General features: G+C 47.6%; 30 protein-coding genes and 1 tRNA gene. 17 read left to right on the forward strand and 14 right to left on the reverse strand.

The annotated features are described in order from the left end of the window. Nucleotides 1-10 precede the first annotated feature (10 nt). Nucleotides 11-361 (forward strand): transposase, encoded by a 351-nt coding sequence (locus GACE_RS04995; protein WP_048091703.1) that lies wholly within the window; start codon nucleotides 11-13, stop codon nucleotides 359-361. A gap of 43 nt (nucleotides 362-404) precedes the next feature. Beyond that, nucleotides 405-593 (forward strand): hypothetical protein, encoded by a 189-nt coding sequence (locus GACE_RS05000; RefSeq protein ID WP_048091705.1) that lies wholly within the window; start codon nucleotides 405-407, stop codon nucleotides 591-593. Nucleotides 594-616: 23 nt separating this feature from the next. On the opposite strand, the gene GACE_RS05005 is transcribed toward GACE_RS05000, so the two are convergent. From GACE_RS05005 to GACE_RS05015, 3 genes are all read right to left on the reverse strand, one after another. After that, nucleotides 617-1,696, reverse strand: a complete 1,080-nt coding sequence (locus tag GACE_RS05005; protein WP_048091706.1) for an ORC1-type DNA replication protein — start codon at nucleotides 1,694-1,696, stop codon at nucleotides 617-619. Further along, on the reverse strand, nucleotides 1,662-2,855 hold the full coding sequence (locus tag GACE_RS05010; RefSeq protein ID WP_048091708.1) for a tyrosine-type recombinase/integrase: 1,194 nt from the start codon (nucleotides 2,853-2,855) through the stop codon (nucleotides 1,662-1,664). Before GACE_RS05010 ends, GACE_RS05005 begins: the two co-directional genes overlap by 35 nt. 137 nt (nucleotides 2,856-2,992) lie before the next feature. Continuing rightward, a tRNA-Ser gene (locus GACE_RS05015) sits at nucleotides 2,993-3,075 on the reverse strand. 87 nt (nucleotides 3,076-3,162) lie between these two features. On the opposite strand from GACE_RS05015, the gene GACE_RS05020 reads away from it, so the two are divergent. Continuing rightward, nucleotides 3,163-3,969 (forward strand): amidohydrolase family protein, encoded by an 807-nt coding sequence (locus GACE_RS05020; RefSeq protein WP_048091710.1) that lies wholly within the window; start codon nucleotides 3,163-3,165, stop codon nucleotides 3,967-3,969. Between the two features lie 3 nt (nucleotides 3,970-3,972). Here GACE_RS05020 and GACE_RS05025 read toward each other — a convergent pair whose 3' ends face one another. After that, entirely contained in the window at nucleotides 3,973-4,632 is a 660-nt protein-coding gene (locus GACE_RS05025) for a TIGR00266 family protein (protein ID WP_048091712.1), read from the reverse strand. A gap of 80 nt (nucleotides 4,633-4,712) precedes the next feature. Between GACE_RS05025 and GACE_RS05030 the strand changes: the two genes are divergently transcribed. Next, nucleotides 4,713-4,991, forward strand: coding sequence for a MazG nucleotide pyrophosphohydrolase domain-containing protein (locus GACE_RS05030; RefSeq protein ID WP_048091715.1), 279 nt, complete (start codon nucleotides 4,713-4,715; stop codon nucleotides 4,989-4,991). Here the strand turns inward: GACE_RS05030 and GACE_RS05035 are convergent. Genes GACE_RS05035 through GACE_RS05070 form a run of 8 tightly spaced genes read right to left on the reverse strand, consistent with a single transcriptional unit; the run spans nucleotide 4,965 to nucleotide 11,473 of the window. Next, nucleotides 4,965-6,281, reverse strand: coding sequence for an AIR synthase-related protein (locus GACE_RS05035; protein ID WP_048091717.1), 1,317 nt, complete (start codon nucleotides 6,279-6,281; stop codon nucleotides 4,965-4,967). The two genes, GACE_RS05030 and GACE_RS05035, sit on opposite strands and share 27 nt — an antisense overlap. A 4-nt stretch (nucleotides 6,282-6,285) precedes the next feature. Further along, nucleotides 6,286-6,708 carry an EamA family transporter gene (locus GACE_RS05040; protein ID WP_048091719.1) on the reverse strand — a complete coding sequence of 141 codons (423 nt, stop codon included), beginning with the start codon at nucleotides 6,706-6,708 and terminating at the stop codon, nucleotides 6,286-6,288. Beyond that, nucleotides 6,705-7,388 carry a 23S rRNA (guanosine(2251)-2'-O)-methyltransferase RlmB gene (gene rlmB / locus GACE_RS05045; protein ID WP_048091721.1) on the reverse strand — a complete coding sequence of 228 codons (684 nt, stop codon included), beginning with the start codon at nucleotides 7,386-7,388 and terminating at the stop codon, nucleotides 6,705-6,707. Before rlmB ends, GACE_RS05040 begins: the two co-directional genes overlap by 4 nt. A gap of 35 nt (nucleotides 7,389-7,423) precedes the next feature. Next, nucleotides 7,424-7,861: an NUDIX hydrolase gene (locus GACE_RS05050; protein ID WP_048091723.1), complete on the reverse strand. Its 438-nt coding sequence runs from the start codon at nucleotides 7,859-7,861 to the stop codon at nucleotides 7,424-7,426. Further along, nucleotides 7,862-8,605: a hypothetical protein gene (locus tag GACE_RS05055; RefSeq protein ID WP_052400227.1), complete on the reverse strand. Its 744-nt coding sequence runs from the start codon at nucleotides 8,603-8,605 to the stop codon at nucleotides 7,862-7,864. After that, nucleotides 8,602-9,228 carry a MarC family protein gene (locus GACE_RS05060; RefSeq protein ID WP_048091725.1) on the reverse strand — a complete coding sequence of 209 codons (627 nt, stop codon included), beginning with the start codon at nucleotides 9,226-9,228 and terminating at the stop codon, nucleotides 8,602-8,604. The genes GACE_RS05055 and GACE_RS05060 overlap by 4 nt, the downstream gene beginning before the upstream one ends. Beyond that, nucleotides 9,225-10,172, reverse strand: a complete 948-nt coding sequence (locus GACE_RS05065; protein WP_048091727.1) for a methionine synthase — start codon at nucleotides 10,170-10,172, stop codon at nucleotides 9,225-9,227. The genes GACE_RS05060 and GACE_RS05065 overlap by 4 nt, the downstream gene beginning before the upstream one ends. Continuing rightward, entirely contained in the window at nucleotides 10,169-11,473 is a 1,305-nt protein-coding gene (locus GACE_RS05070) for a phospholipase D-like domain-containing protein (RefSeq protein ID WP_158413811.1), read from the reverse strand. The genes GACE_RS05065 and GACE_RS05070 overlap by 4 nt, the downstream gene beginning before the upstream one ends. Before the next feature lie 181 nt (nucleotides 11,474-11,654). Between GACE_RS05070 and GACE_RS05075 the strand changes: the two genes are divergently transcribed. The 12 genes from GACE_RS05075 (at nucleotide 11,655) to GACE_RS05130 (ending at nucleotide 21,965) form a co-directional block, all read left to right on the forward strand. Then, nucleotides 11,655-12,797, forward strand: a complete 1,143-nt coding sequence (locus tag GACE_RS05075; RefSeq protein ID WP_158413812.1) for a DUF58 domain-containing protein — start codon at nucleotides 11,655-11,657, stop codon at nucleotides 12,795-12,797. Next, the gene (locus GACE_RS05080; protein WP_048091733.1) at nucleotides 12,794-13,378 is read left to right on the forward strand and encodes a hypothetical protein; all 585 of its coding nucleotides are present in this window, start codon (nucleotides 12,794-12,796) and stop codon (nucleotides 13,376-13,378) included. Before GACE_RS05075 ends, GACE_RS05080 begins: the two co-directional genes overlap by 4 nt. After that, nucleotides 13,369-15,849 carry a transglutaminase domain-containing protein gene (locus GACE_RS05085; protein ID WP_048091735.1) on the forward strand — a complete coding sequence of 827 codons (2,481 nt, stop codon included), beginning with the start codon at nucleotides 13,369-13,371 and terminating at the stop codon, nucleotides 15,847-15,849. Before GACE_RS05080 ends, GACE_RS05085 begins: the two co-directional genes overlap by 10 nt. Continuing rightward, the gene (locus GACE_RS05090; protein WP_048091737.1) at nucleotides 15,846-16,763 is read left to right on the forward strand and encodes a hypothetical protein; all 918 of its coding nucleotides are present in this window, start codon (nucleotides 15,846-15,848) and stop codon (nucleotides 16,761-16,763) included. The genes GACE_RS05085 and GACE_RS05090 overlap by 4 nt, the downstream gene beginning before the upstream one ends. Beyond that, on the forward strand, nucleotides 16,753-17,706 hold the full coding sequence (locus tag GACE_RS05095) for an AAA family ATPase (RefSeq protein WP_048091739.1): 954 nt from the start codon (nucleotides 16,753-16,755) through the stop codon (nucleotides 17,704-17,706). Before GACE_RS05090 ends, GACE_RS05095 begins: the two co-directional genes overlap by 11 nt. Before the next feature lies 1 nt (nucleotide 17,707). After that, the gene (locus GACE_RS05100; protein ID WP_048091740.1) at nucleotides 17,708-18,382 is read left to right on the forward strand and encodes a competence/damage-inducible protein A; all 675 of its coding nucleotides are present in this window, start codon (nucleotides 17,708-17,710) and stop codon (nucleotides 18,380-18,382) included. After that, the gene (locus GACE_RS05105) at nucleotides 18,379-19,044 is read left to right on the forward strand and encodes a 2,5-diamino-6-(ribosylamino)-4(3H)-pyrimidinone 5'-phosphate reductase (protein ID WP_048091741.1); all 666 of its coding nucleotides are present in this window, start codon (nucleotides 18,379-18,381) and stop codon (nucleotides 19,042-19,044) included. Before GACE_RS05100 ends, GACE_RS05105 begins: the two co-directional genes overlap by 4 nt. A gap of 48 nt (nucleotides 19,045-19,092) precedes the next feature. Further along, nucleotides 19,093-20,016, forward strand: a complete 924-nt coding sequence (locus GACE_RS05110; protein WP_048091742.1) for a manganese-dependent inorganic pyrophosphatase — start codon at nucleotides 19,093-19,095, stop codon at nucleotides 20,014-20,016. Nucleotides 20,017-20,092: 76 nt separating this feature from the next. Beyond that, nucleotides 20,093-20,947: a universal stress protein gene (locus GACE_RS05115; RefSeq protein ID WP_048091744.1), complete on the forward strand. Its 855-nt coding sequence runs from the start codon at nucleotides 20,093-20,095 to the stop codon at nucleotides 20,945-20,947. Beyond that, nucleotides 20,944-21,402: an rRNA maturation protein gene (locus GACE_RS05120; protein WP_318249305.1), complete on the forward strand. Its 459-nt coding sequence runs from the start codon at nucleotides 20,944-20,946 to the stop codon at nucleotides 21,400-21,402. The genes GACE_RS05115 and GACE_RS05120 overlap by 4 nt, the downstream gene beginning before the upstream one ends. After that, a complete protein-coding gene (locus GACE_RS05125; RefSeq protein WP_048091746.1) occupies nucleotides 21,392-21,625 on the forward strand; it encodes a KEOPS complex subunit Pcc1 in 234 nt (77 codons plus the stop codon). Before GACE_RS05120 ends, GACE_RS05125 begins: the two co-directional genes overlap by 11 nt. Continuing rightward, a complete protein-coding gene (locus GACE_RS05130) occupies nucleotides 21,618-21,965 on the forward strand; it encodes a prefoldin subunit beta (protein WP_048091748.1) in 348 nt (115 codons plus the stop codon). Before GACE_RS05125 ends, GACE_RS05130 begins: the two co-directional genes overlap by 8 nt. Here GACE_RS05130 and GACE_RS05135 read toward each other — a convergent pair. Beyond that, nucleotides 21,933-22,265 (reverse strand): hypothetical protein, encoded by a 333-nt coding sequence (locus GACE_RS05135; protein WP_048091750.1) that lies wholly within the window; start codon nucleotides 22,263-22,265, stop codon nucleotides 21,933-21,935. The genes GACE_RS05130 and GACE_RS05135 overlap by 33 nt on opposite strands. Before the next feature lie 35 nt (nucleotides 22,266-22,300). Between GACE_RS05135 and GACE_RS11695 the strand changes: the two genes are divergently transcribed. Further along, nucleotides 22,301-22,468 carry a hypothetical protein gene (locus GACE_RS11695; protein ID WP_158413813.1) on the forward strand — a complete coding sequence of 56 codons (168 nt, stop codon included), beginning with the start codon at nucleotides 22,301-22,303 and terminating at the stop codon, nucleotides 22,466-22,468. On the opposite strand, the gene GACE_RS05140 is transcribed toward GACE_RS11695, so the two are convergent. Beyond that, nucleotides 22,437-22,985, reverse strand: a complete 549-nt coding sequence (locus GACE_RS05140) for a class II aldolase/adducin family protein (protein WP_048091751.1) — start codon at nucleotides 22,983-22,985, stop codon at nucleotides 22,437-22,439. The genes GACE_RS11695 and GACE_RS05140 overlap by 32 nt on opposite strands. Between the last annotated feature and the right edge of the window lie 36 nt (nucleotides 22,986-23,021).

Below are 23,021 nucleotides of genomic sequence, written 5' to 3' on the forward strand. Positions count from 1 at the left end.
GTGCTGGCGGATGGTCGTGGCAGTAAGCGAGGGTGAGCTGAAGCTCATCATACACGCGGTCCGCGACGTCCTTGGGGATGTGAGGAGGGAGCGGAGGGGGAGAGGTAGAAAGCCACATGACCCCGTGCTGCTCACGGCCCTGACCTACATGATGATCCGCAACGGGTGGAGCCTGAGGCAGGCGGAGAGGTGGTGCAGGGAGAACATGGAATTGCTGAGGCGGTTCGGTTACGACAAGGCCAACCCGCCGAGCTACGTGGCGTTCAAGCGCACGCTCGACTCCATGGATCCGAAGATGATACAGAGGATTTCAGCTAAAATCAAGTACTTGAAGGGGGAAGTGAGGACATTGTGGTTTTAGTAAGATAAAGTTATTATATTCAAATTGCTGAGTGTGGTATGACATGAGATTCAAAATCTTGAATTTAAAGGTATTCAGCAGATCCCTTAGTGGTGCAGAACTAAAGGACTTGATGGCAGAGGATTTCGATTATTTAAATGATGAATCTTTTGAATGTGAAATTGACGAGAAATATATTATAAAACGAATCAATGAGGATTTTATAATCAATGGTGCCACAGGCTATGAGTGAGTTTATTTTGAGATTTGGCTTGTCTAAAACTCCCTCAGCGCCCCGAGCACCACATCCGAATCGTACCTCTTGTAGACGTACCTCGTCTTGCCCCTGCCCTTTCTGTCGAAGATGAAGTCCACCAGCCTGAGCCTCTCCAGCTTGTTCAGGATCTCGTAGAAGCGCTGGTAGCTCATCCCGACCTCCTTCTGGAAGAACCTGTAGAGGTCTCCCGCAGCGACCTCCTCGTCGAGAAGGTAGACGATCTTCAGCACCTCCCTCTCGTCGGAGTTCAGGGCGGAGAGGGACTTTGCGAGGAATATCTTTGCCCCTCCGGCGTAGACGGCATCGACGTCCTGCACCTCCACCCTCCTGCTGCCCCTCCTCTCGGCGTTGAGGCCCGCGGCCCTCAGCAGGTAGATGCCGAACCTCAGGTCTCCAGAGTCGCTGGCCAGCTCCACCACTCTCTCGAAGGCCTCGTCGCTGAACGCACCATCGGCGAAGCCGTGCTCCACCCTCCACCTGAGTATGTCCCTCATCTCCTCCCGGCCGTAGAGCGGGAAGTGGACTGTGGTGTAGTGGAATATCGCCCCCACCTCCGGGCTCAGCGCGAGGGGGAACTTTATGTCCGTGGCGATCGCCACTACCCCGAGCTTGACACCGTACTCCTCGGGGGCCTTCAGCAGCAGGTACAGCAGCTCGTTGACGACATCGATGGAGATGAAGTTCACGTCGTCCAGCACGACGACGAGCGGGCGGTCGAGCCTCTCCATGGTCTTCTGGAAGAGCTTGATGTACGGTATCCCTGTCTGCGGGGCCTGATGGCCGCAGACGTCCTCGAACACCTTCGCCATTATCCTGTAGGCGGTCGCAAAGGCAGGGCACCTCACGTATGCTGCCCTGACACCCTCTGCCTGTGAAAGGACGTATCTGACCGAGGAGGTCTTGCCCGTCGCCGGAGGTCCGAGGCAGAGCGTGTGGACCGGGCTCCCTCCCCTCAGGGCCGGCATCACGCTGGCTGTCAGCTGGCTGAGCTGGCCCTCCCTGTGGAGGAGAACGTCCGGGATAAAGTCAGGGTCGAACACGTCCTCACTTCTGAAGATCGTCTCGTCCCACCTGAGCATTCTTCCTCAGCTCCTTGTAGATCTGCTTGATCATCTCAATCTCCTGCATCATCGACATAAACTTTGCCAAAAATTCTGGGTTGGAGAGGAGCTTCATCGCCTCGGCCTTCTGCCTCTCCCACTCCTCGACCTCCTTCAGAGCATCCTCGTTCAGCGGCAGTCCGCACCTTGAGCAGAACCTCGACTCCGCATCGTTGATGAAGTCGCACCTCGGGCACTTCCTGACCTCCAAATCTTTGCTATCATTCTCGGTCTTGAGGCCATAGAGGTTGAGGATCGCATTTTCCACGTCCTGATCTGCGAGGTGTATGTAAACCCTGGTCATCTTTGTCCCGGGAACCCAACCCATAAATTTTGCACCGACAATTTCCGGAACCTGTTGAAGCAGCCTGGTGGCTCTCGTATGGCGGAAGAGGTGAGGGTAGATTCTCTTTTTGATGCCTGCTCGTTTGGCTATTCTTTTAAGCTGGGCTCTGATGTCATTGTACTCTACATGTTGCAGGCGATTCTTGCCGCTAAGCTTTACCCACAATGGGGCCTCTGGATCGTCTTTCAGTGGATGGTCCTTCAGCCACGCCGCGAGATACTGTGCGGAGAAAACTACTCTCAGCTTTCTCCTGTGCTTCTTGCTCGAGGTGTTCCGAAGAGAGAACCAAACCACAGCCCCGTATTCGTCGAAAATCACGTCCTTAATTTTCATGCTTCCGATCTCACCTATTCGAGCACCTGTCTCGTAAATCAAGGATAGAAAAGCCCTATCCCTCGAATTCTGACAAGCGCTCAACATCTTCTTGAATTCCTCTTCGGTAATCAAATCAGCAGGAGACAGCTTATTCTCCACATTCCCAAGCGAAAACCAACTTACGAGCTCCTCCTTACCCAACCATTTGAAAAACTTCTTGAGAGTTTTCTTAACTTCAAAAACAGTGCTGTCGGAAAGGTCTCCTCTGTTACATAGAATCTGATAATGGTTTATAACTCCTCGAACGTCCGATTTGTCGAATTCAGTAAGCTTTTTTCCTTCTGCTATATCCCTGATGCGCTTCAAGTATTCAACATAACTTCCGATTCGGAGTTCCGATAGCCCTTCTGCAAGCAGGTCGTCTGAAAACTCTTTAATTACATCATATTCATCCGGATAGTGTTTCTTGAATCTCATTAAAGCTGCTGATAGTTTTTGATCAGAGTGAAAAGGCATAATAACACCTCGGCTCGAAGAATATCAAAATATACGCCTCTCTTGAAGTCATGATGATGATGTTCTTAGAATTCTGGGATATGAACCAGAAGAGAATACGCCGGGGCTGGGACTTGAACCCAGGAGCCCGAAGCGGGCACCGGCTCTCAAGGCCGGCGCAGTGCCTCTCTGCAACCCCGGCTCAATCTGCCATTTAATGAATATGGTTTATGAACGTTTTGGTTAAAATTCGAATGTTTTTTATTTTATCGAAGATGAAAACAGAATAATGAATATTGACTTCCACGTGCACGTTTACGAGACCGCCTGGCACCCATGGGTGATGGAATTTTTAAAGAGATCAAATCCAAGCTTCGATTTCAGCAGAAAAATCACAAGAGAAAGGCTTCTAAAAATACTGGACGATGCTGGAGTGGATTATGCAGTCGTCCTGGCAGAAAATGCCCCATCAGTTACAGGAATCGTCAGAAATGATTTCGTGGCAGAATTCTGTAGAGAGAGCGAGAAACTCATACCCTTCGCCTCGATTAATCCCAACACCTCCCCAGACATGGTAGATGAGCTTGAAAAAGCCTTTGAAATGGGATGCAGAGGGCTCAAACTTCTCCCATCATACATGTATTTCTACCCCAACGAGAGCAGAGTTTACAGGCTTTACGAAAGGTGTGCTGATCTGAAAATTCCCGTAATGTTCCACACAGGCACATCCGTGTTCAGAAACGTCAGACAGAAGTTTGCCGATCCGATTCACCTGGATGATGTCGCCGTTGATTTTCCTGACCTGACCATCGTGATGGCACACTCGGGAAGGGGAATATGGTATGATACTGCCTTCATGCTTGCAAGGATTCACGACAACATTTACCTTGAAATCTCGGGCCTTCCACCGAAAAAGCTCCTTGAATACTTTCCAAGACTGGAAGAAATTGAGGACAGAATAATATTCGGCAGCGATTTTCCTGGCGTGGACATAAAAAGAAACATTGATGGAATTCGCTCCCTTCCAGTAAAAGAAAAAACGAAGAGAAAAATCCTTGGGCTCAATGCCGCAAAAATTCTGGGGCTGAAAAAATAGAGGTCAATCTCTGCCAGGGATGAGTGAACTCAGCCATCCAATGTAGTCTGACACCGATCTCGTCTGAATCCAGACCTTTCCATTGCCTTTAAATTTCGCCACCAGACCTTCCCCGCTCAGTATGGTCGCCTTCAGCCCGCCCGACCTGGAAATCGTGAAATCGAGACCTGACTCAAACGCAACTATATGTCCCGTATCGATAACCATTTCGCCATCGACCTCCAGCTCCTCAATGCCGCCAAACGATGAAAGGAATGCTTTGCCTTCACCCTCGATTTTCAGCAGTATCATGCCCTCACCGGCAAAGAATGACCTGGCCCCTCCCCACTTGCCTGTGATGTTCAGACTGGGAGAGCCGGCAAGAAATGCCCCGCTTTGAGCATAGAGTGTTCCGTTAACATCCACAGCCACCACATCTCCCTGATATGGCGGAGCGAGTCCGAGAACTGCGTTATCCTTCTCCGCGACGAATCTGTTCACAAAGAACGATTCTCCACCTATTGCCCTTTTTAATCCGCCAAGCAGACCTCCTTTCATCTCGGTTTTCAGTTTTACGCCACCCATAAAAACCATTGCACCGGTTTCAGCTATTACCTCCTCTCCCGAATCAAGCACGAGCTTCAGGAGAGAATAGCTGGGTTTTGAGAGAATTTCGTACTTCATCAATCGGTTGTAACCCCATCCATATTTAAAGTTATGCGGAGACTCCAAATGTTTATTTTCTTCAAGGTGAGCATTAAAACATGGATTTCAGAGAGATTCTTGAAAAAATCAGGAAAAGGTATTACGAAACAGACCTGAAGTCCAGCGAGCTTTTCCTTCTTGCAGTTTTCTTCGAAGAGGCTGGAGAGCTTGCTGAAGCCGTGAGGAAGAAAGATGCTGAGTCCATAGAGGAGGAGCTTGCAGACTGCCTGTTTATGATTCTGAGTCTTGCAAATTACTTCAATGCTGACGTCGAGAGAAGGCTGATTGAAAAATACATAGAAAGCGATCCATCAGGAAGATGGGACCTTCCTTCTTAGCCTCTCTACAACCCTTTTTCTTTTTTCCACCGCTTTGTGAAACGCCAGATCCACCCGGGCTTTCATTTCTTCAAAGTCCTCCGGATACTCTTCTCCAACGAGTTTCTTTATAGGGGTGTATGCGGATTCCCTGAATCTCGGTTTAAGGGGTTTTGTCTCTCCGTCCTCCACCGCAAAGGCTCCCTGGCCAGTTTCAACCCATCCGACGACATCCGCATTCACTCCCGCTTTTCGAATGATGCCAAGAACGTCCTCTGCAAGACTTTCCGGACAGATGACCATCAGAGAGTCAATGGATACACCCATGAAATCTATTTCGAGCTTTTCAAGCATCTGAAGCACTCTCCCATTGATCAGGCCTCTGATTTTCTCAGTGTCAAAGTACAGGGCCGTTCCGCTTGTTTTTGAGATCTCCTCAGCGTCCCCCCTTATTCCCCCATTGGTAACATCGGACATCGCATGTATGCTCCCCACAACATCAGACTCTATCAGTGCCATGGCGGCAAAGATGAAGTCCAGATTCACGGTTTCCTCAACAACCTCATGCATTCCGTAATAAATCGCAGCCGTGGCGACTGTTCCTCCTCCGGCTCCCTCTGTTAGAATTATCACATCTCCGGCTTCAGCATTCCTTCTCGGAGTTATGTGCTTAGACACGCCAACACATCCCACTGCCCCGGTCATTCTCTCCCCAATGACCATGTCACCCCCTATCCTCAATGTGCTCCCTGCAACGAGCGGTACGTCAGTAAGCTCGCTGACGGCGGTTATACCTGCGAGATGATCGAAGATTTTGGAAACGTCACCATCGTCGGCCACATGGATGTCGGAAAAGAGAGCTACTGGCCTTGATCCCATGACCAGAACGTCCCTCATTGCGGCCCTCGTTACATGAAACCCCGCAATGAAGGGAAATTCCGAAAGCCTTGAGTGAATACCATCTATGGCAACCGAAATGTAGTAATCCCCTGCTCTCACAACACCCGCATCATCCAGGTCCTTTGAGCTCACGACCGCATCGCCGCACATTTCGGCGATCTTCGAGTGAACGTAGAAATCTCCAGTTCCCCTGCTGCCCACTCCGAATTTACCCATTGAAACGTTGCTCCTGTAGTAATCCAGCAACCAGTCAGTTCTTGAATAAGCGTTCTGCACCTCAACAATAACAGCTCTGGCAAGCCTAACCGCACCTTCCTCACTGATGTCCTTGAACTCCATGATGCGTTCCGCCAGCTTTCTCTCAAGCTCCGGGTCATCAATGTGTTTTCTTGCATAACCCTCGATATCCATTTTTTCACCTCTGAATCAGGATTAAACCTGCCACGATAAGCAGAGTGCCGAGAATCACATTCTGAAAGTTGAAGCTCTCTTTGAGAAGCATGGCTGAAAAAATTACGGTGAAAAGCGGGTAAACTGAGGTTACCGGAATGGTCTTGGAAACGCCGATCTTCTGTATTGCCGTGAAGTACACTATCATTGCGATGCCTCCAGCTATCGCTCCTGCGGCAAAAAGCAGTGAAACGCTCCTGGCGTTCAGTTCCTGCGCTTTGAACTCTCCCGATGCTGCAAGAACGAGAGACATGACAATAACAGCACCGATCGACCTGATCAGAGTTGCAGTGTAAATGGACATTCCCTCAGATATGCCGAGCTTGTCCAGTATTGGCACAAAACCCCAGAGAACTGCCGCCATGATGGCATAAACGATTCCGTTCATTTCAACCTCCTCCTGAACTCATACATGAGTACTGCAGATGCAGATGATAAATTCAGACTTCCCACATTTCCGTATCCCGGTATTTCAACAATTTCCTCACACTGCTTTTTGACAGGGTTTGAAAGTCCCCTGTCCTCGCCTCCAACAGCAATTGCCAGTGGTGGGCCCATAAAAGCATTTTCAATTTTCTCGCCACCGATTTCAGCACCCACCGCATGAAATCCCTGTTTTTTCAGGTTTTTGATTGTGTTGGCAAGGTTTGCAACCCTTGCGATGTCGGCATGAAAAACCGCTCCGGCGGAAACTTTCACAACAGTCTCGTTTATCTGGGCGCTCCGCCTTTTGGGTATAATCACTCCTGAACATCCGAAAAATACCGCATTTCGTATGACTGCTCCGAGGTTCTGCGGATCCTGAACAGAGTCAAGCAGCAGCAGAAAGCCGCCCTGTCTGACGGCTTTCTCAGCCACATAATCGACATCCCTGTATTTTATCGGAGATACTTCCGCCACAATTTTATTTTCGATATTTTTAACGGCGTAAACAGGAACACCTGCTTTTTTTGCTGTTTGGATTAGCTTTTTGAGTCTTTCAGATTTGAAATCCGGATCGAAATAAATTTTGTTGACCTTTCCCGCTTTCAGGGCCTCTGAAACGCTGTTTATCCCAGAAACACGCATACAGAATAATTACCTGAACGGATATTTATACTGTGCTATCTCAAATACGTCCCGGTTACAGCCCCCTCAATTTTAGCGGCAAGTTTTTTGACAAAGTCAACCACATCAACGCTTTCAATGTCGTCAAGCTCAACCCAGGCAACTTCCTCGGCATCGCTCATGGCTCTGGGTTCCCCGGTTATTTCCGCAAAGAAGTCAATTATGACGTAGTGGTACTCAACCACCCCATTTTCGTCAAGTATGACTTCATCCGTAACACAGGCAACGTCCTTTACAACCACTTCCACACCAAGCTCCTCTCTTATCTCCCTCTCAAGGGCTTCTTCAAGCCTTTCGCCCCTCCTCACAAGGCCACCTGGCACGGACCACTTGCCCTTATTCGGCTCATTCGCCCTCTTAACGAGAAGTATTTTTCTGTCCCTGACAATTACGGCCCCAACACCAACCAGCGGTCGCTCAGGGTAACGTCTCATTTAAATCACCGACGCAAGAGCTATTGCTCTGGCAAAACCCTCAGACGTCTGACTTCTGCTCGTATCCACCAGCCGATACGGGATGTTGAAGTACACCGCACCATATTCCCTTCCGCTGCCAAGATAGCAGAGACTTCTGAAAATCAGGTTTCCGGATATGCCATCCGGTGCTATAACCACACCCTCTCTGACAGCCTCCTCCAGTTTTATCTCGTAATTCCTGCCACCAACCAGTTTTGCGACCAGTTCAGCTTCGGCAAGAGTTCGATCAACTCGCTCACTCCTGCCCAGATCTCCGTACCTCCCACCTGCAAGAACCGCAACGCCGGCATTCAGTCCGAGCTTTTCTGCAAGTTCTCTGGAAAAACCGGCCAGCATCACTTTTTCCCGAACGCTTTCTCCCTCATCAACGCCAACGGGAGACAGCAGAAAGAGATAACCGTCTGCATCTTCAAGAACCGCTACCCTCATGGGACTGAAGCTTTTCCTGAGCAGTCTCAGAAGTGAGGACGCTCTTGCGGTGCCCCTGACGGCAGAATAAACCCTCCCCTTCTCGAGCAATTCGATAAGCTTCCTTTCCGTCTCCTCACCCTCATCAACCACAACAACATCTGCAAATTCAGAGGCTAGATCAACCGCATTCAGGACCCTCTCCTCACTTGTGCTGTCAAACCGGTAAAGTCCTATCGCCACCCTCTTCCTCCTGTCCAGCCTCTCCCTGATGAGAGGGTGAAGATAGATCATAACCCGCTCACCTTGCTTATTATGCCGTCGAGAATGTACTCAACGCTGATTGCTGCAAGAAGTATTGCCATCACTCTCGCAATTATGTCTGAACCGCTCCTGCCGAGTATTCTCATCAGGAGAAGGGAATAAACATGCGTGAGTCTGACTATGACATAAACGAGTACCACCGCGAGAACCACCAGCATTTTGCCAACCAGGTCTACCCCGGACGAGAGAACAACAACCGCTGTAATCGCCCCCGGACCACTGTAGAGTGGAAGTGCAAGCGGAAACACCGCAATAGAGTCTATATCGGCGCTGCTCTTCCCTTTCTCCTCATAAATTTCTCTCGACTTCCTGCCAAAGAGTATGTCAACGGAAATTATGAACATCATCAAACCGCCGGCTATTTTCAGAGCCTCAATCGAAATTGAGAAAAACTCCATTACTGCCCAGCCGGCAAACACGAATATTATGAGGATGACCGCACCGATGAGCGTTGCTTTCTCGGATATCCTTTTCACAAGCCTTGCGTCCATGCCCTCCGTCAGAGCCATGAATGTGGGGATGTTTCCGGGCGGGTCGATTATGATGAAAAGTGTGGTAAAAGCAGTTATGAAAAACGCAAAGTAGTCTGTCATAGCAATCTTCTCGCCTCGTTTATATTTTCAAGGAGTTTCACCGCATGCTCCTGAGACGGAAAGCTGAAGAGTCCGCAGTCCGGTCCGATGTACTTCAGTCTTTCACCAAAGAGTCTCTGAGCTTTGAGTATCCGCTCCTTTATAACCTCAGGACTTTCGATTGTGTCAATCGCCTTCAGTATCTCATTTTTATCCTTCCAGGCATTGCTCCCTGTCCTTGCGTTGTATTCTGCAACTATGCCATCAATATCACTCCTTGCAATGCCAACACGTACATACTTGTCGGCGGATTCAAGCTCCTCTCTATCAACAAACTCCATTGCCCTCTCATCTTTCGCCGATTCAATACCCACCACATTTATGGATTCAATACCCAGAATTTTGGTGTAGTAGAGCGGCGAATGGAGATGTATCTGAACGTCTCCATCAAAATTTATGTTTTCATAGGCAATCTCAAGCTGGTCTTCGGTTGGCTGCAGTTCAGGGTTTGTTCCGAGACTTGGTTCATCGAGGCTGATGCACCTCACCACAGCTCCATCAAGGTTTTCCACAAACCTCCCTACAGAAATGGAAATCTTTTCGAGAACGTCATCGTAAATTACCGGACCGAACTCACGATAATACAGCTCAAACGGCCCGGTTATGCAAACTCTCAGCTTGTCAACGTCCATTTCCAGTAAGGCCTCGACCTCTCCTATCCTGGCAAACTCCTTTTTGATCAGATATACATCCTCCTGATACTCGGGATTCTTAATTAAATCGAGAAACATCCGGTTCATATCCCTGAACTGAGGATACGTGGGAAGGTCAACACCGGCGTTAACCTTCATCAGAAACGCTCTCCTCACCATCTCGGCATACTCTCTGGAATGAAGGTTTTCCCCAATCCAGTCGCGAGATATTCCCTCGGGGAGAGGAAAACTTCCGATTTCATCGAAAATCATTTTTCCACCTCCCTTCTGCTTTTTATGTCCATGATCAGGGCCCAGGCAACCTTGGGGTCGATGGTATCATGGTCGAGAGATATCGAGTCCTCTGACCCCCACACAGCCTCGAAAAATTCCTTGGCCTTCTTTGCCAGTGCAGGGTTTTCGGCATAAAAACCTATTTCATAGTTCTCATAGAGCCCTGTCTGGGACAGGTTGGCGGTCGTTACAAGAACCTCCCTCTCATCAACGATCACCATCTTTGCGTGAATGTTGTCGTTGAGCTTGACACTTCCCGGAGGGAACATCTCGAGGAACCTCTTAAGTGTGAAAAACTGTTTCCTGTCCTCCTGAACATCCTCAACGTTTTTGTAAACGTCTCTTCTGTAACTGGGCCAGGTTACAATTCTGAATTTCACGCCCTTCCCCATCAGGGGCTGAAGTTCTGCAGTGAGCCAGTCAGTGTAGTAAATGTGCGGAGAGGTGATCAGAATTTCCTTCTCAGCATTACGTATCATTTCCTTCATTTTGGATAGCAATTCTCCACTCCAAGGAGGGTTCTTGACGATATCATGCCTTTTCAGCCTTTTTTCGATTCTGAGGTTGTAGTAAAACAGCCCAGTGAAAGCAAGAACTGTGAGAGCGGCACCCATGATGTTCAGGAGGTAAAAATTCGGCACCTTTTCAAAGGTTACATAGACGCTTATCTGATCGGGTGGGTTTATGAAGTCCCAGTCAATGCCGTCAATCCTGTTCAGTGATTTGTAATAGAACTTTGAGTTGGAGGAGACGGTCAGAATGTTGTAATTTGAGAAGAGCGAATCGGGAAAGTCAAGGAATATTCTGAACCTCTCAACATTGTACCCGAATCCCCTGAAATATGAAGGGAATTCATAGGTTCCAAAAGAGTACGTGTTTTCGCCCAGAGCTTCCAGTGCGTTTTTGAGCTCCCTCTTTATGGTTATCTGATATTCCTCAAAAGGTCTCAGCGTTTTTTCTATCTTTATGACGGCATATCTTCTCCCGTTCTCATCCGTAGTACGGGTGAGCTTGTAATAACCAGAAGGTTTCTCGTTAACCCCGACAACCTTGGCCATGTCAGATTCAGGAATGGTCAGAACGAAATTCAGCACCTCCACCTGATTTTCGTTGGTGTTCTTGAACTTCAGGGTAAACTCGTCCTCAACAAGGTCAACTGAAATCATCTTGTAGGTTATTTTCGCATCCACTGTTATATTCTGGCCCTTAACAGGAAATGCAAGCATGGCCAGAACAACTGCAGCGAGGATAATCCAGTCCATGTTCCGGAGAGATCTCATCACCACCACGAATAACATAGAAAATGTCCAGTATTTTATATTTACCATGTAAAAATTGGACTGACAGGAAAGTGATACGGGATTTATTCAATCAGAAATTCAGCCCTCTTAAAGAATCCGGTTAACCCTGACAACGTTATGTCAAAAGATTTATCTGCTTTTTTTCAAAAGTATGCTGGAGATGCAGATCATCGAGAAAAAACTCATGGAGTCTCTGATCGCAGTAATACTTCTCTCGGTCCTCGTCATATCGGAAAAATTACTCTACCTCGCAGTAATACCCGCCATATTTTTCCTGTTTCCCGCCAGGATGCTCGTGAGGGTTGAGAACTTTCATTTATCAGGTCCAGTTTACGTTGGTGACGAATTCCACGTACGGGCAGATTTCACAGTCCTCGGATTCGGATACGTGAGGATAAAATACGATGTGGAAGACTCGAGTGAAAACCACTCTGATCATGTTACGGGAGGATTTGTCCCGTTTTTCAGAAAATTCAGTCTAACCTGCAGGGGAAAAGTTACCAGAAGAGGGTTGAGAAACTTCGGAAAATTCAGTCTGGTTTTCGAGAACCCGTTTTTAGTCAATCGAAGAGAGGACGTTATCGACCTGGAAAAATTTGTAGAAATTAAGGTCAGAGTTAGGAAAATCAGAAAAATCGGAGCCAGAAGGGTGAAAACGAAAAACAGCATACCGGACATAGACAGATCAAAGATAGGTGTTCCGGGTACCGATTTCAGAGAGGTCAGGCTTTACCATCCCGGCGATCCTGTAAAATTCATCAACTGGAAGGCTACGGCAAGAAAGGGAGAGGTGCTCGTCAATGATTTCGAGGTGGAAGGCAAAAGAACGATCTGGCTTCTGATAAACACAACAGAGGATGCATACTCTGACAGCACGTACCTGGACAGTGCCCTCACACTCGCCGCCTCACTGGCATACTTTTACACAAAAAGAGGACACAAGGTCGCTCTGACCCTGACTGGCTCTGGAAAAACCGTTTATCCGGATTATGGAAGAAAACAGTTTATGAGAATTCTAAAGGAGCTCAGCAATGCCGAGTTTTCAGGAAAATCCGTATTGAACACATTCTCCGAGGCAAAGAAGCTGATGCTGTATTACCAGCCACACATCATATACATCACATCACCGTTCGACAGCCTGAAAATCGGGAAGGAGCTTGCCAGGACAGGTCTTACGTTCAGGATTGCAATGTGCCGTGGCAAACAGCCGGAGAATGAGATTGCCGGATTGATCCTGGGTTGCATTACAAAAGAGAAAATCAAATCGGGAGCCGAACCGGAAAACAGGCTGGTGGTGGTATGAACTACAGACACCTTTCCCTCACACTTGCAGTGATATCCGGAATCGTTTCGGTCAATCATTTCATACAAACGCCTCTTTACGGATTCGTAAAGATGTTTATCCCGGATGCTGTGGTGTACACCATCGTCGCAATACCGGTAATCGCCTACCTGGCCAACAGGTCTGTTTTCAGCATCCCGTATTTCATAGTTCTTTTAATGCTCACCATTCTACCATCGGCAACAGGATTCGAGGTTTTTGAGGGCATCCTGGATAGCATATACTATCTTGGCTTCAGAGACATTTCAAAGGAGATAGCAGGTTTGCTGAACTTTCCATTTTCAATGGAAACCGCATACATCATATTTTCTGCGTTTATAGTTTCGGTGTTTGCAGAAGGGGTGGAAAATCACAGGGTGTTTGAAAGCAATCACGGAAAGGGCTACGGCTATTTGCCGACGTTCATGCTCGTTCTCGTAATCCTGGCCGCCTATTACAACATCCTCAGCGGCATTCCCCGTCTGGATGCAGGATTCGTGCAGGCACTCATTGCAGCATTTGCAATTCTGATGGCGCTCTGGGCAATGTGGTGGTGGAAGTGAAGAGTCAGGCAATGGCAGTTGCAGTGATACTTGGAATTCTGATTCTCGGATCGTTTCTGAGATCACTGGACTTCAGCAACACAGGTCTTCCGGGTCTAATCGGGGAAGGGCTGTTCACATCCAGCGGTCCGGAAAACCAGTATCCCGTCAGTCAGGACGAGGTGAGCGTTGCAAACACGAACAATCCAGTGTGCATGCCCATTTTCACAATCTCAGGACTGGACGCTGAACACACACACCTCAGAACGGATGTCAGCTCAGAGTACAGGGACGGAAAGTGGATCATTGAGGACCTGAGTTATTCCGACAGTCCCGGAGCCGAGCTGGGCAAAATCTTTTCAGTAACACCTCTCGCAACCATCGAGTCAGTTCCTGTACCGAAGGATACAGTGTCGATTTCGCTCCCGTCAGGATACAACAGATCAGCAGGCATATTCAACGTGGAGGGCAACGTAACCAGATTTTACGGAATATACGTCTCAGACCTGAGAACAAACGAGAATGCTGCCCTCGCAAAGATTGATCTCGATCGGGAAAAATTTGAAAGAATAAAAACTCTTGCCGAGGAAATCACAAAAAATGCCACAGGCGATTATGAAAAAGCCAGATTGATTGAGGAATACCTGAAGTCCTCTTACGAGTATTCACCGTACTTCAACGACAGTGGCGACATGATCTATGACTTTCTCTTCGTTGAGAGAAAGGGAATATGTGTTCACTTCGCCTCGGCGTTTGTGGCACTCGCAACCGCAGTGGATTTGCCCGCAAGAGCGGTTTTTGGATACCTTGCAAAGCCGGTATCGGGTGAACAGGTTGTTTATTCATGTCAGGCACATATGTGGGCCGAAGTCAAAATAGGAGACAGATGGATTGAATTCGACCCGACACCACCTTACAGACTGAGGATCCCCACTGTGACCTCGATCACATCCTGGAGCAGTGAAATCTTAGCCGGTCAGCCTTTAAACGTAACCGGGACGGTGAAGCTGAAGGATGGCAGAGCCGTTGAAAACGGTTACGTGGAAATATACCTGAAGGAGAGCAAGAACTCAAGCTCAGGTGAACTGATTGGCATTTCACCCATCACCAATAGCAGCTTCAGCCTTTCGAAGGTCGTAAACGAGACAGGTAAGTTCAGCATAGTTGCCCACTATACCGGAAGCCTTCTTTATTCAGATTCGTGGAGCGACCCTGAAGTTGTCGTTTACGAAAAAACCGAAATACTGACCAATCTGGATGACCCCATCCCAACAGAATTCCTGCTGAAGGGCAGCGTAACGTGCAGTGCAAGCCAGAACGAAAGTCTGGTGATGGTTTACATAGACGGAGTAAACAAAACCATTTTAACGGAAAATAACGGTTCATTCTCGATCCCCGTGAAGTTATCTGAGGGCGAACACGAAATAAGAATTCTGTTCCCCCGCCAGGATTTGTGTGCTGAAGCCAGCGTGGAAAAACATGTTCGTGCAGGCACTCTGAAAATTGCAGCCGAACCTTCAGAAATCACTGCAGGAAAGGAGAGCACGATAGCAATCCACGTTGACTTTAACGGGGAGCCCTATGAGGGGCTGATTGAGGTAAACGGTGAGATCTACAGAATTAACGGAACGCTGAATCTCACTCTGAAACCCGAATCTCCCGGACCATACACGCTCAATTTCAGAACCGGTGGGGTTGAAACCAGCGTTACGCTATCTGCCAAAGCCAGGACGATCATCAAGGCAGAGGAGAAAAACGGTTATCTCGAGATCAGGGTTTCGGATTCATTTGGCAACAGACTCAACGGCACCATATTCGTCAACGAGATGCCCGTTGAACTCAAAAATGGTGTTGCTGTCACTGAAAAAACTGGCGGGGAGGTGAGAATAAATTACCCCGGAGACAGATACCATTTTCCGGCGGAAATCAAATATTCCCCGGCAAACTTGTTCATGTACCTGATTCCGCCAGCTTTACTGGCTCCAGCCATTTACGCCTATTATTATCGCTTCCATCCGAGACTTGAAGTGAAGCTGAAAAAAGAGTATCCCGAACTTCCCGATATATGGGGAGTTGGCGAGGAGATAGAGATTTCGGTCAGATCAAACTTCCCATACACCATAACCTCCGACAGCAGAATCCTGAGCAACAGGGTTGCTTTCAGTTCACCGGGGCTGAAGGAGATCACCGTCAGCGCAATTAAAGACGGGAAAATAAGGAAAAAAACGAAAGTTGCAGTTCTAATAGTGGAGGATTACGGTAAAGGTGTTGAAGAGGTTTACAGAATGTTCGAAAACGAGATACGAAGGAGAGGTGTAGATCCCGAAAATTTAACAGCGAGAGAGATCATGGAACTCGTAAAATCTGAAAAAAGAGAGAAGTTTCTCAGGCTGTTTGAACTCTACGAGTATGCTGGAAAAAGAGAATATTCCAGGCAGGAGTTTGTAGAGGCGTTTGAGATCTATACCGACCTGAGGAGGAGTTTGAAATGAGATGGATCATCGGAGGAGCAGGCATAGTCCTGATGGCCGTGAAATACATTCAGACTGGAGATTACATGCCAACCATAATCCTCACCGGGCTTCTGGTCATGTATGAGATTCTCAGCAGAATTGGCAGGCTTGAAGTTGTGAAGGTTCCCGTGGCATTTGCAGCAGCCTATTACTTTTTCAGCCAGAGTGGTGAATACCTGGTCACCGGTTCCGATAACTTCACAATCCTGTTTTCAGCTGGACTGGCCCTTACCGCATTTCCAGCAAGATATCGCTGGGGTGCATACCTCTCCCCGGCAGGCATAGCGTTAATCGCAGCATCGCTCCTATTCATCCCCGAATCCGTTCCCCTGTACAGATACAGAGTTATGCTGTCGGCGATTACAGGCTTCCTGGCGATTACGTCCGTTCTCAGTCTCTTCTCAGAAAAATTCGAATTTCTCGTATCGCAGAGGTTCGCAATAGGATTTATTGCAGGGCTTGCAGGCATCTACTACACAGAACTTCGTCCGATACTTGCTCCGGGGTTAAAGAGCCTTGGAGACTGGCTGATAGTCGCAGGGGCAATTTACTACCTTGCAGGAAAGCTCAGATTCGAAATAGAGGAAGAAGTGGAAAATCAGGAGAGGATGGACTTCGAAACTCTGGCAGAGAGAGCAGAAAAAGAGTATCTGGAAAACGGAGATCCGCTACCCCTCGCAGTCCTGATTTCACACACATTCGGTAAGGCAGGTGTTTCGCCTCTCAAAGCTGAACAGGTGTTGCGTGACCTGATCCCTCCTGAAAAGATGCCAAAATATGCATTCGGCTTTGAAAAGGCAATAATCCAGTCAAGAAACAAGAAAAGGAGGCTTAAAAAACTTGAAAGTATTAAAAACAAAATGAAAGAGGCTGGTGGGGAATATGGAGACTGAGGTCTTTGTTAAAAAGTCTGAAGAAATTCTGGAAGTCGTTTCAGAGTATTTTGTGGGAAAGAAAGACGTGATAAAGAGAGTTCTTGCAGCGGCTCTTTCAAACGGGAATGTTCTTTTCGAGGACTTTCCGGGACTCGGAAAGACTCTCCTTGCGAAAGTTTTCGCCAGAGCCATCGGAGCAGACTACAGCAGAATCCAGTTCACTCCAGATTTGCTCCCTTCAGACATTACCGGAACCAAAATACTGAGAGACGGAAAATTTGTGCTGCAGAAGGGGCCAATATTCACACATGTTCTGCTTGCCGACGAGATCAACAGAAGTCCACCAAAAACTCAGTCAGCTTTGCTTGAAGCAATGGAGGAGAGGCAGGTTACGATCGAGGGTGAGACTCTGAGATTGCCCGAACCCTTTTTTGTTCTTGCAACCCAGAACCCGGTGGAACAGGAAGGCACTTACCCCCTGCCGGAAGCCCAGATTGACAGATTTCTGATCAGACTGAAACCGGGATATCCGGAAAGTGTCGATGATGAAATGGAAATTCTCAGAAGGAGGATTTCATGGAAGATGGACGATCCGATTGAGCTTGTAAAGCCCGCAGTGAGTTTGCAGGAATTCAGAGAAATGCAGATGATGACGGAAAACGTTTTTGTAGATGAGAAAATACTTAAGTATATATCCGAAATCGTCAGAGCAACCAGGAGTCATGAGATGGTTGAGATTGGATCAAGTCCGAGAGGGGGTCTTGCTCTGCTGAAAATGGCAAGATCTCTGGCGCTGATGGATGGCAGGAACTACGTAATTCCGGATGACGTTAAAAGCGTTGCAGTTGACTGCCTTGCCCACAGAATAATGCTTAAAATAGAATACGAAATAGAGGGAGAAAATCAGGAGAGGATTGTGGAGGACGTGCTTAACAGTGTGAAGGTTCCAAAAGGTGAATGAAATGAAATTTGCCATCTTGGTTGTTGGAAATGAAATACTGAGTGGAGAGGTTCAGGAAAGTAACGCAAATTACATTGCCAAAAAGCTCACCATGATGGGACACAGGGTTGAGAGGATAGTTACGGTTCCGGACAAAGTCGAGGACATTGCTGAAGAACTGAAAAGGTTGCTCAGATACGATTTTGTCTTCGTAACCGGAGGTCTCGGAGCCACACATGACGACGTTACCGCTGAAGGAATTGCAAAGGCAATCGGGAGAAGGCTCATTCACAGCGATGAGGTGGAAAGATTCGTGAAAAGATGGACTGACAAGAGAGAGGTTATAAACAAGGTCTCTCAGGTACCGATGGGCGCAGAGATAATAGAGAACAGTGTTGGCGTTGTTCCGGCATTTGTGATTGACAAGGTTGCAGCACTGCCCGGTGTGCCAAACGAGATGAGGGACACATTCGGAAAGATCGTCAGAAGGTTCTCCAAGGAAGATTACCATGTGGATTACCTGAGAATCGATGGGTATGAGGAGAACATAGTGAACCAGCTCCACAAGGTCGTCGAAAAGTTCCCTGAAGTTGAGATAGGGTCGTATCCGAAACCAGGGTACGTGCTTGTAAAGTTTTCAGGAAGGGACCCATCAAAGGTTGCAGAGGCAAAGAAATATCTTGAGAGCCTGCTATGAGAAGACCGTTTGTTTTCATAAATTCTGCAATGAGTCTTGACGGAAAGATAAGCAACGAGAGAAGAGAGCAGGTGAAAATCTCAAGCCCTGAAGATTTTGCAGTGGTTGACAGGCTGAGGGCAGAAAGCGATGCGATTCTTGTCGGGATTGGAACCGTCCTCTCTGATGATCCAAAACTCACCGTGAAAAACCCCGATCTGAGAGAAGAGAGGGTCAGACAGGGATTGCCGCCAAATCCGGTGAGAGTGGTGGCGGATAGTCTGGCCAGAACACCCCTCAATGCCCAGGTGCTTAACAGAGATGCCAGGACAGTAATTGCAGTTTCAGAGCAAGCTGACGGGGAGAGGATAGAGAAACTAAGGAAGAAGGCCGAAATACTCATCGCCGGAGAGAAAAGAGTGAATCTGAGAGCCCTGATGGAGTACCTGTGGGAGGCAGGCGTGAGAAAGCTGATGGTCGAGGGAGGAAGTGAGATAAACCATTCACTAATCAAGGAGGGGCTTGTGGACGAAATCAGAGTTTTCTATTCCGGGATTGTTATTGGTGGTGCTGATGCCCCCACCCTTGTATCAGGAAAATCTTTTGATGTGCCTGTAAAGTTCAAAATAAAAAGCTGCGAGATTCTCGGCAATGGCGTTGCTGTCGTGTGGAGTTTGAGATAGCTGAAATCCTGGAAAATTTTTTTAAGATGATGAGTGCAAGCAAGTAGCATGATATATGTTATCGGACATAAAAATCCGGACACAGACAGCATATGCTCAGCTATCGCTTATGCAGAACTTAAGAAAAAGCTTGGCGTTGACGTAAAAGCGGCCAGAAACGGAGAAATAAACCCTGAAACCGCATTTGTACTGGAAAAGTTCGGTTTCGATGTACCGGAACTTGTTACTGATGGCACGGATAAGAAGCTGATTCTCGTCGATCACAGCGATGTTTCCCAGTGTGTCGAGAATCTGGACAAGGCTGAAATCGTCGAAATAATAGACCATCACAAGATTGGTGACGTGACCACTCCAAACCCCATATTCTTCCTCGCAATGCCTGTGGGCTCCACAGCGACTGTTGTCAAGACACTTTACGACTATTACAACGTGGAAATCAGCAAGGAAATTGCAGGAATTCTCCTCTCAGCAATCCTCAGCGATACGGTGATTTTCAAATCACCGACAACAACGGAGAAGGACATCAATGCTGCTGAGGAGCTGGCAAAGATTGCCGGAATTGAGGATCTGAACACGTTTGGCATTCAGGTAAAGTCCAAGCTCTCAGATGTTGAGAAACTTACCGCTGAGGAAATAATAACGAGAGACTTCAAGGATTTCAACATGTCCGGGAAGAAGGTGGGTATAGGACAGATAGAGCTCGTGGACCTCAAGCTGATAGAGGAGAGGATTGACGAGCTTCTCCAGAAGATGGCAGAGATAAAGGAGGAAGGCAGCTACAGCGGAATCTACCTCATGCTCACAGACATAATCAGAGAAGGTACTCTGCTCCTCGCCATCGTGGACGACGAGAAGGTTGTTGAAAGAGCGTTTGGCAAGAAGCTCGAAAACAGCAGAGTCTGGCTGGACAAGGTTATGAGCAGAAAGAAAGAGATAGTCCCACCACTCGAAAGCGCATACTCTGCTGGCTGATTATTCCCTTTTTTTCACTGCTGAAGATTGGATAACTTCGAAAAAAATTTTAAGATGGTGCTGCATTTTTGATAGCATGATAAAAAAAGTCCTTTTCCCGACAGATTTCTCAAAAGCGAGTGAAGAAGGTATTTGTGTTTTTGAGGACCTCAAATCTGTGGGGCTTGAGGAGGTAATAATAACGCATGTCATAGACCTGAACAGGCTCATCGGTCCTGTTTCCGGAATCGACATTCCCGCGGTAATACACGATTACGAGGAGGAAAGCAACCAGAACCTCAAAAAGTTCGCCGAACTTATAGAAAAAACGGGTGTGAAAGCGGTTATAGACGACATAAGGATGGGCGAACCATCATCCACAATATGTGATGTCGCTGAAGAGAAGGGCGTTGATGCAGTGGTAATCCCATCCCACGGAAAGGGTCTGCTCGCAGGAGTTCTCCTCGGCAGCGTCTCTGAAGGAGTCGTGAAGAGAAGCAAGAAACCGGTTCTTGTCGTGAAACTGACTGCCCAAAATAATGGAGAGATCAGAAAGGAGTTCGACAGACTTTTCAGCAGGATACTGTTTGCCTACGACTTTTCCGAACAATCAGACCGGCTCAAGGAATACGTTAAACTGTTCGCAGAAAAAGGCGGATCCGACGAGGTTATGATTGTCCACGTGATCGAGAAGGGTGAAGAGCTGTCTGACGAGCAAATAGAAAAACTTGAAAGCATCAAAAGGGAATTCGAGAACGCTGGTGTTTCAGCAGACCTGTTCATTGAAAGCGGAACTCCGTACAAAGAGATTTCAAGACTGGTAGATGAAAAACTCGCTTCACTCGTCGCCATCTCCAGCACGGGGAAGGGTCTGATCAAATCTCTGCTTGGAGGCACTGCCGATAACGTTGTGAGGAGGAGTAAAGTACCGGTATTCGTTTACAAGCAATGATAACCCTTACAACCTCAAGGGATCCGTCCCAGAGGACCCGGAGCTTTGCAAAGGTCATCTCAAGGTACATGAACTGGTATTACCTGCAGAGAGGTAAGCTCAGCATGGAGGACCTGTTCGAGAAATCGGACAGAATTGTGCTCATAAGAGAGATAAAGGGAAATCCAGCGTTCCTGGATCTGTACACTGGAAACAAAAAATCCATGACGATGAGGATCAACGTGGGAACAATAAAGAAAGAAAAAATGGACGACAGCCCGGTGTACTTTGCAGGCAGACTTCCTTTCGACCCGGTAATACTCGGAGCCATGCCAAAGATAGATGCTGGAGAGAAGCTCGCAAGAAAACTGAATCTGAAAAAAATTGTATATGCAAGAAAGGACGGGAAACTTATCTTCACATTCGATGGCAGGGAGGTTCTCACTGTAAAACTCCTCGGGGTCTATGAGGGCTAAAATCGAGATCTCCGGAAAAAAGGACTGGCTCAGAATCCTGAAAGAAATATTTGTTGAGAAGCCAGAAGATAGAAGGAGCAGAGCGAAAGTTTATTTAACCGATGAAAAATTCGTAATTGAGATAATAGCCGATGACCTCATCGCTCTGAGAGCGAGTGTCAACTCGTATTTGAGGTTGATTAGAGCCTGTATCGGTACATTAGAGGTGATAGAAAATGGGTGAATTACCTCCTCAGGTTCAGAATCTGGCAGGACAGCTTCAGCAGGTTCAGCAGCAGCTGCAGCTGATAATCTCACAGAAGGCTCAGCTTGAAGGACTGATCAAGGAGGCGAAGGATGCACTTGATGAACTGCAGAAGTCCGATTCGGATGTGGCATACAGGGCAGTAGGAAACGTTCTCGTCAAGCTCAAAAAAGAGGAAATCGAGAAGGACCTCCAGGAGAAGATAGAAACCTACGAAGTCAGAAAGAACATGCTTGAAAGGCAGGAAGGAAAGCTGAGGGACAGACTGGCAGAACTGCAGGAAAAGCTAAGATCTGCTCTTGGCGTTCAGGCTGGCTAATATTTTTTCAAGTATTTTTTCATCAATATCTCTGCTCACACGCATAAACCTCCCATCCCAGGCAATGTAGCCCTTATCAAAAAACCAGGCGTTGCGGAATGGATAGAGTCTCTTTTTCCTGCCGCCAAACTCATTCATCAAACCTTCATGGATATTCAGCTCATTCTCGAATCTGACCACGAAGGACAGGTCATCTCCAACCGATACGACGTTCTCACTCAACCTTCTCAGCTCGGACTGAAGCTCTGCTGGGCTGCCATCAAATGACTTTGCCATTCTCAGAAGTTCGAGCAAATCCATAACAGTTAAAAGTACGGTGCCAGTTAAAAATAATTGTGGAGGAATACTATGCTCGTCTGATTGTCAGATTCTTGGGAGGGATACTGCTCATATTCATCTCTATCTTTGCCCTGATAATAAACCAGCCACTGCTAACAGCGGGCGGAATTGCTGTAGGACTCTACCTTTCGGTTACTGCTTACAGAGAAGGGAGTAAACTCTGACAAGATAGTAAACCTTGCAGGAGTGTTCCACAAAGCTCGCCAGTTTGAACGCATCCATAAAAGACCGGCCTGCGGCATAGATCCCGTGACCCTTCACAACGGCAAAGCCATTTTTGCGTATTTCATCAGAAATCAGCTCCGCATACCTTTCCGTGCCAAATTTTCCCTCGATGAACCTGATCTCTCCCAGAAACATCCTGCCCTCCAGGTCAACAGGGATTAATCCGTCCTCAAGGAGGGAAAGAGCGACATTGTATGAGCCGTGGCAGTGCAGAACTGCTCGAAAGTTTGTTTTTTCATATACCTTCCTGTGAACCTCAAGGTCCGATGAGGCGCTCCTGTCAGTGCCCCTGAAGTCCACCCTCACAAAGTCATCAGGAGTGAGCTCATCGAGAACCGCTCCGCTTTTTGTGATAACCATCTCTCCACCATCCACAAAACTCAGGTTACCGCTCGATCCATCAATCAGATGCTGTTCTGCAAGTTTTTTACCGACCCTTATCGCCTCGTCAATCACATCAACTCAATGAAACCGATGTATTAAAACCGTTGT

The sequence above is a fragment of the Geoglobus acetivorans genome, assembly GCF_000789255.1.
GTDB lineage: Archaea > Halobacteriota > Archaeoglobi > Archaeoglobales > Archaeoglobaceae > Geoglobus > Geoglobus acetivorans_B.

Bases quoted from the DNA above. Each gene is read 5' to 3' on its own strand.
- GACE_RS04995 (WP_048091703.1), top strand. From the start codon at position 11: ATGGTCGTGGCAGTAAGCGAGGGTGAGCTGAAGCTCATCATACACGCG.
- GACE_RS05000 (WP_048091705.1), top strand. From the start codon at position 405: ATGAGATTCAAAATCTTGAATTTAAAGGTATTCAGCAGATCCCTTAGT.
- GACE_RS05005 (WP_048091706.1), bottom strand. From the start codon at position 1,696: ATGCTCAGGTGGGACGAGACGATCTTCAGAAGTGAGGACGTGTTCGAC.
- GACE_RS05010 (WP_048091708.1), bottom strand. From the start codon at position 2,855: ATGAGATTCAAGAAACACTATCCGGATGAATATGATGTAATTAAAGAG.
- GACE_RS05020 (WP_048091710.1), top strand. From the start codon at position 3,163: ATGAATATTGACTTCCACGTGCACGTTTACGAGACCGCCTGGCACCCA.
- GACE_RS05025 (WP_048091712.1), bottom strand. From the start codon at position 4,632: ATGAAGTACGAAATTCTCTCAAAACCCAGCTATTCTCTCCTGAAGCTC.
- GACE_RS05030 (WP_048091715.1), top strand. From the start codon at position 4,713: ATGGATTTCAGAGAGATTCTTGAAAAAATCAGGAAAAGGTATTACGAA.
- GACE_RS05035 (WP_048091717.1), bottom strand. From the start codon at position 6,281: ATGGATATCGAGGGTTATGCAAGAAAACACATTGATGACCCGGAGCTT.
- GACE_RS05040 (WP_048091719.1), bottom strand. From the start codon at position 6,708: ATGAACGGAATCGTTTATGCCATCATGGCGGCAGTTCTCTGGGGTTTT.
- rlmB (WP_048091721.1), bottom strand. From the start codon at position 7,388: ATGCGTGTTTCTGGGATAAACAGCGTTTCAGAGGCCCTGAAAGCGGGA.
- GACE_RS05050 (WP_048091723.1), bottom strand. From the start codon at position 7,861: ATGAGACGTTACCCTGAGCGACCGCTGGTTGGTGTTGGGGCCGTAATT.
- GACE_RS05055 (WP_052400227.1), bottom strand. From the start codon at position 8,605: ATGATCTATCTTCACCCTCTCATCAGGGAGAGGCTGGACAGGAGGAAG.
- GACE_RS05060 (WP_048091725.1), bottom strand. From the start codon at position 9,228: ATGACAGACTACTTTGCGTTTTTCATAACTGCTTTTACCACACTTTTC.
- GACE_RS05065 (WP_048091727.1), bottom strand. From the start codon at position 10,172: ATGATTTTCGATGAAATCGGAAGTTTTCCTCTCCCCGAGGGAATATCT.
- GACE_RS05070 (WP_158413811.1), bottom strand. From the start codon at position 11,473: ATGAGATCTCTCCGGAACATGGACTGGATTATCCTCGCTGCAGTTGTT.
- GACE_RS05075 (WP_158413812.1), top strand. From the start codon at position 11,655: ATGCAGATCATCGAGAAAAAACTCATGGAGTCTCTGATCGCAGTAATA.
- GACE_RS05080 (WP_048091733.1), top strand. From the start codon at position 12,794: ATGAACTACAGACACCTTTCCCTCACACTTGCAGTGATATCCGGAATC.
- GACE_RS05090 (WP_048091737.1), top strand. From the start codon at position 15,846: ATGAGATGGATCATCGGAGGAGCAGGCATAGTCCTGATGGCCGTGAAA.
- GACE_RS05095 (WP_048091739.1), top strand. From the start codon at position 16,753: ATGGAGACTGAGGTCTTTGTTAAAAAGTCTGAAGAAATTCTGGAAGTC.
- GACE_RS05100 (WP_048091740.1), top strand. From the start codon at position 17,708: ATGAAATTTGCCATCTTGGTTGTTGGAAATGAAATACTGAGTGGAGAG.
- GACE_RS05105 (WP_048091741.1), top strand. From the start codon at position 18,379: ATGAGAAGACCGTTTGTTTTCATAAATTCTGCAATGAGTCTTGACGGA.
- GACE_RS05110 (WP_048091742.1), top strand. From the start codon at position 19,093: ATGATATATGTTATCGGACATAAAAATCCGGACACAGACAGCATATGC.
- GACE_RS05115 (WP_048091744.1), top strand. From the start codon at position 20,093: ATGATAAAAAAAGTCCTTTTCCCGACAGATTTCTCAAAAGCGAGTGAA.
- GACE_RS05120 (WP_318249305.1), top strand. From the start codon at position 20,944: ATGATAACCCTTACAACCTCAAGGGATCCGTCCCAGAGGACCCGGAGC.
- GACE_RS05125 (WP_048091746.1), top strand. From the start codon at position 21,392: ATGAGGGCTAAAATCGAGATCTCCGGAAAAAAGGACTGGCTCAGAATC.
- GACE_RS05130 (WP_048091748.1), top strand. From the start codon at position 21,618: ATGGGTGAATTACCTCCTCAGGTTCAGAATCTGGCAGGACAGCTTCAG.
- GACE_RS05135 (WP_048091750.1), bottom strand. From the start codon at position 22,265: ATGGATTTGCTCGAACTTCTGAGAATGGCAAAGTCATTTGATGGCAGC.